Annotated in this window: 5 protein-coding genes; all 5 read left to right on the forward strand. The window is 40.0% G+C overall.

All coding sequences use genetic code 11. The features are described 5' to 3' along the window. The first annotated feature begins 1693 nt into the window (after positions 1-1693). Positions 1694-2449: a nitrilase-related carbon-nitrogen hydrolase gene (locus tag BGK46_RS02095; RefSeq protein ID WP_256388318.1), complete on the forward strand. Its 756-nt coding sequence runs from the start codon at positions 1694-1696 to the stop codon at positions 2447-2449. A gap of 169 nt (positions 2450-2618) precedes the next feature. After that, positions 2619-3101 carry a MazG-related protein gene (locus BGK46_RS02100; protein ID WP_069586825.1) on the forward strand — a complete coding sequence of 161 codons (483 nt, stop codon included), beginning with the start codon at positions 2619-2621 and terminating at the stop codon, positions 3099-3101. Between the two features lie 148 nt (positions 3102-3249). Next, positions 3250-3783 carry a GNAT family N-acetyltransferase gene (locus tag BGK46_RS02105; protein ID WP_069586826.1) on the forward strand — a complete coding sequence of 178 codons (534 nt, stop codon included), beginning with the start codon at positions 3250-3252 and terminating at the stop codon, positions 3781-3783. Between the two features lie 126 nt (positions 3784-3909). Continuing rightward, on the forward strand, positions 3910-4509 hold the full coding sequence (locus tag BGK46_RS02110; RefSeq protein WP_069586827.1) for a class I SAM-dependent methyltransferase: 600 nt from the start codon (positions 3910-3912) through the stop codon (positions 4507-4509). A 195-nt stretch (positions 4510-4704) separates the two neighbouring features. Further along, positions 4705-5401 (forward strand): class I SAM-dependent DNA methyltransferase (locus BGK46_RS02115; RefSeq protein ID WP_069586828.1); only part of this gene is annotated, 697 nt, incomplete at its 3' end.

A 5401-nucleotide genomic window follows, 5' to 3' on the forward strand; every position in this document is an offset into this window, starting at 1 on the left:
TATTGATGTATCACTCCCTATTGAGGGTTAACTATAGGAGTGACACAGACTTTTGAACACTACCAAGCTTAGGGTTGGATAGCGACCCAGCCCTTTCTAAAGAGCTTGAAAAGCTGATGGCTGACGCAGATCTTCGACTATCAGACTTCATTCGCGGCCACTTTTTAGCGAGTGCTGCTCAACGATTCGTGTGTTTGTTGGTGAAACGGAAACGCGCAAGTATAAGTTTATCGAGCGCCGCTTTTTTTGGAGCAGTAAATCTGGCTTTTGAGTCAACGTTTGGTGTAGATCACCCTCATTTTCCCCATTATCAGCAAGAATTTGAGCGATTGCGAGATGCCGCCTAACACATATGAGCCCTTCTCCGGTCAATAGGCAAGAGTATTGGCTGCGTCAGCAGCCAATGCTCTCGAACAATAAAGTCGTCTACTTCGTTCTGTCATTTCCGCCATTAAGTCATTGCTTACGGCAAACACATATAGAAGGTCTCTTACTGCGGTCTCACCGCTACCTGCCAATCATGTGGCAGAGCCATTAGATATTTCTCGGTTAACCGAAGCCATATTTTCCAAGGGACGTAAAGGTGTGAAGTTTGGCAATCAAAGAACAAACTTTAAAAATTTTGGGGGCAGGAACCGAGAAATAAAGCAAGAGTAGATTCTGGAGATTGGTACTTAATATATGCTGGTCTTTAAATAAAATTTTGAGTCATTTATTTGAAGCAGGAATAGAAATAGTTAAGGGTCCTTTTAATAAAAATTGCTTTAATCAATAGTTTTAGAATATTTTCTATTCACGCAATTTTTCCTGAATTAATTTAATTTTTACGGCATGACGGCTTAGATTTTGTGGTGGCGTTATGCCCACCTTAATTAGTTGTTCCTAAAATCATTAACAAGGATATGTAATGAGAAATAGAAAATGGATATTTGCAGCTATTTTCCTCATTGGAGGACCTTCACTGTTACCATTTAGTATAGAAGTGATATCACTAGTTGAATTACTTGGTTTTTTAGGGATATGGACAATGTACTCATCCTACGCTGAGTACTTGGTGAATCACCCTAGGTATAAAAGAGGTCTGTGTTTAGCTACAAGTTGGGATCCTCAACCGCAAATGATGTTCTCGGCGAGTGAACTTAAGGCATGTCCTCAGTTAGTTTTTCATATGTTTCCAGTTCAGAGTGTAATAATCTGGACTTTGAATATTCTGTTTTGGAGTGGCCTAGTTTGGTGCCACATTATTTAAGCCAACAAACTTTTCAAGAGGCGTTCGAAACGCGCTGGCGGAATACCAGCGATGCATGAGGGTTTTCTCTTGATACAACAGTGTATTGCTTAACAGGCGGTCTATATGTTTAATCGCATATTTAACTGAGGTTTGCGTCTCAAGCACACGCCTAGGCTGGTTTGGGGTAAATCAGCGCCGTCGAGTAAGGTTTTAGTGGCAAGAGTAAGAGAAATAAGCCGCTTTTTGTGAATGTTGGGGCACTGTTTTGACAGTGTTTGTAGTAGGGTTTGATCATCATGCATCGTTAGCATCGCTATTGAATCTGTCTGTATCGAGTGTGTTTTTGGCGAAATTCATTCGATCAGAGGGAGCGATGCGTGTCTGCTTCATTGTTTCAAAAGATATTTATGAGGGGACTCGCTAGATAGCGGCGCTATAACACCGGTTCATTTTTTATAGTTAGTGGGGTATTCGTTGAAAGTAGGTATAGCCCAAATGCCTATGGATTGGACTGTTGAGGGGAACACAAAAACGATTTGTAATGTCGTTAACAAGAATCATGACTTGGATGTTCTTGTGTTTCCTGAACTGGCAATTACTGGTTTCCATCGAGATATTAAAAATCAGGCACAGAAACATTTGGTCGACAATGCACTGAATGAAGTTTCAATTCAATGCCAACTGTCAAATACATTGGTCTTCATCGGCTACCCATTAAATGAAAATAATAAGGTTTATAATGTGTATTCTGCTATTAATGAGATGGGCACTTTAGAGATAGTTTGGCGAAAAGTAGGGCTAACTCAAAGTGAGTGTACATTTTTTGAATCTGGTGATAAGCGTAGTATCTTGGAACATCCACTTGGGACGTTCAGCTCTTATTTGTGCCGTGAGGCAAGCGACTTTAATTGGGTTGTTGAACAATTATCAGTTCAATCGCCATCTTACATTCTATGGCCAAGCTATATTGGGCAATCTGAATTCTCCGTAAACACTGAAAGTACAAATTATGAGGAGGGCTCAAAAAAGATAGCTAAATCACTCTCTGCTATGGTTATTCAATGTAATTGGCCTAATTCTTTGAATAACTCCAATGATAAAGGGTTAGGCGGTAGTAAGATAATCTCAAGTCATGGTGACATTATTGCGAAATTGCCCTTCGATAAAAATTGTATTGGCGTATTCGATACAACCACTCACGAGTTAGTAATTCGATAAGCGGACGTAAGTGTTATAACAAATGCATCGACACGATTTGCTATACTCGGCATTGTCAGTTTGTCTTTAGTTTTAGTGATTAAGGCGGTAAAACTCAGCTAAGCCTGCATAGTAGCAAACGTATTATGCTGGAATTATAGCGCACGATTAAACTAACTAGGTACTCAAGATGAGCGATAGGGTAAAAGAAGCATTGATTTGGTTTAAGGGGATCTTGGAATCAGAGCGAATTGACTATCAAATTGTTGGTGGTTTGGCTGCAAAAATTTACGGTGGTAGCCGAGCAGTTGCGGACATTGACTTGTTTATCCACAATGTCAATGCAGAAAAACTGTTAGCAAAGGTTGGTTCATATGTCTCCAAACCTTTAACGCATTACGTGGAATACGGTTGGGATTTAGAGTATTTCCAATTAATCTACCATTCTCAAAAAATCGAAGTTGGTTTGTCTAAAGGAACTAGAATTCAATCGGCTCTTGATGGTTCATGGCACAGGTTAGAAATTGATGTTTCTAACTCGGTTTCAATGTGTTACCAAAATGTCGAAGTGCCAGTAATCCCTAAAGACGAGTTAATAAAGTACAAGTGCTTACTGAAAAGAGAAGTGGATTTAATCGACATACAGGAACTGACTGAAAATCGAGCGCCATAACAAAAGTGTATGTCATCAATTTTTAGATTTCGGCGAGGTTCTTATTCCACACGTCGCTCTGCCGCACCGAAGTATGGCCGAGCATCAAGAGAAGGAATGATGTCATTCGTTAGTTTGTTACAAAGAATCGGTAAGGATTAAGGAAAGTATGAAAGTAGATATAAGACCAGCCAAGGAAGACGAACTGGAATCTCTCCATTCTTTGGTTATTTCAAATAATGAATGGACAAAGTTTAATGGCCCTTACTTTCCTTACTCACATCCATCACTAGAACAGTTTGAGAAATCTTCATTTCAAAGATTATTAAATGGTTCAGACCTACAGTTAGTCACTGTGGATGATGTGCCTGTTGGGACAGTAAATTGTTACTGGGAGTGTGAAGAAACTCGCTGGCTTGAAGCTGGTATCATCATTTACGATTCTGCATATTGGGGGAAGGGGGTCGCAGTACGAGCCATTCCTCTCTGGGTTTCGTACTTATTTAATACTAAAGACATTGAGCGCGTTGGTATGACAACCTGGTCGGGTAACCCTCGCATGATGTCGCTAGCATTGAAATTAGGCTTCCAGCAAGAAGCTAGATTGCGAAAAGTGCGTTACTACGAGGGCAAGTACTACGATTCAGTTAAATATGGGATGCTGCGTTCGGAGTGGTTAGAACGCAACTGGCAAGGTGTTTAAGAGAAATTTTCAGCGCTTGGCATTTTCAGTTTTAATCAGCTTTGGTACTTACGCACAATGGATTAGCTAAGGGATAAGCGTTGTTCACACCTTAATTTGGCTCACTTTATTGGAATATTGAACGTTATGGATGATACTTCAGCAACTTGGCGTCAGTACTACGAAAAATCATTGTTACGCCCCCACAATTCACGCACTGAACTCGCCATTGAGTTGGATCAGTCTGGACTGAAAACCGCTGTTGATTGCGGTTGTGGAACAGGAAGTGAGATAGCGTATCTAGAGCAGCAAGGCTATCGGGTGTATGGCTTTGATATTAATGCAGGCTCTATTGCGATATGTTCAGAAAGGTTTAGTTCAAAGCCGCTGGTTAAACTTTCAGAGTGCTCCTTTGAGTCTTTCAATTATCCTTCTACTGGTATAGTGATAGCAAACTCAAGTTTGTTCTTTGCTGATCCGATAGAGTTTAAAAATACATGGCGAAAAATTGCTTCTTCTATCGCGGTTGGTGGTGTTTTTGTAGGTGATTTTATGGGGCCTAGAGATACTTGGGCAACGAATTTTCGGTTGCCGACGGCTCCGTTGAGTAAAGAACAAGTTGAGCTCTTATTTGAAGAGTTTGAAATAGTCAGTTTCAAAGAACGTGATGAGCCTGGCGCGACAATGGTTGGAGCTCCTAAGCATTGGCATATTTTTTCAGTGGTTGCTGTAAAACGTACATCATAATATAGTCATGTGATATACAACATTAGTAATGTAAGCTTTTTTATTAGATTGTAATGCCGGGCATTTTTCTTTTGCGTTGGCATTAGTGATAGATAAAAAAAGTATACGGTTTCTTTACTATTGCGTTTCTCCTTTTTCCACAGAGGAGAATGGTAACGAGCCCCATATTGCTTTCAAGTACAAGGGAAAGAGTTTTTGAAGCAGAGTAGAAGTGAGTTTTGGTCAGGTGAGGAATACGATGCCCAGTATGGCAATTACTACTCGGATGAAATATCGTTCTTTCAGGATTTAATGCTTCATCGACATATCTTATCCCTACTAGATGTCTGCTGCGGGACTGGCCTAGCAACAATCCCATTATCAAAGAAGTTATCTCATGCAGTAGGTATTGATTTTTCTTGTTCAATGGTTGATTTTGCGAAGTCTAAGTCATCAAATATTAGTAATGTCACGTTTTATGAAAAGGATGCCGTAAGTTTCGACTTAAAAAGCGTCTTTGATCTGATTATTATGACGGGAAATGCCTTTCAAGCATTTCTTTCAGGTACAGACCTTTCATCCATGCTCGAAAATGTAAAAAAACACATGCACGGAAATGGTTTTTTTGTATTTGATTGTCGACTTCCATGTCCTAAGCACTTTGAAACAACACATAATTACGAGTATTGGTCTTCCTACACGAGTTACAGTGGAGAAAACGTCGATGTATATGGTTTGGACAGCCGGCACCCAACATTAAGTAATACGATGTTGCATCGTGTAAGAAGAGAATATGAAAATGGTATGCAATATCAAAGCTATATCGAGCTGAAATATCGTTCAATTGACGAGATAGGCGATCGCCTTGAGCAACACGGTCTGCAGTTAGTAGAGACGTTGTTTCCTAAATCAT

The organism is Salinivibrio sp. SS2, assembly GCF_001722075.1.
Taxonomy (GTDB): Bacteria; Pseudomonadota; Gammaproteobacteria; order Enterobacterales; family Vibrionaceae; genus Salinivibrio; species Salinivibrio proteolyticus.

What these genes read in the sequence shown, in the direction of transcription:
- BGK46_RS02110 (WP_069586827.1), top strand. Translation starts at nt 3,910, where the DNA reads ATGGATGATACTTCAGCAACTTGGCGTCAGTACTACGAAAAATCATTG.
- BGK46_RS02100 (WP_069586825.1), top strand. Translation starts at nt 2,619, where the DNA reads ATGAGCGATAGGGTAAAAGAAGCATTGATTTGGTTTAAGGGGATCTTG.
- BGK46_RS02105 (WP_069586826.1), top strand. Translation starts at nt 3,250, where the DNA reads ATGAAAGTAGATATAAGACCAGCCAAGGAAGACGAACTGGAATCTCTC.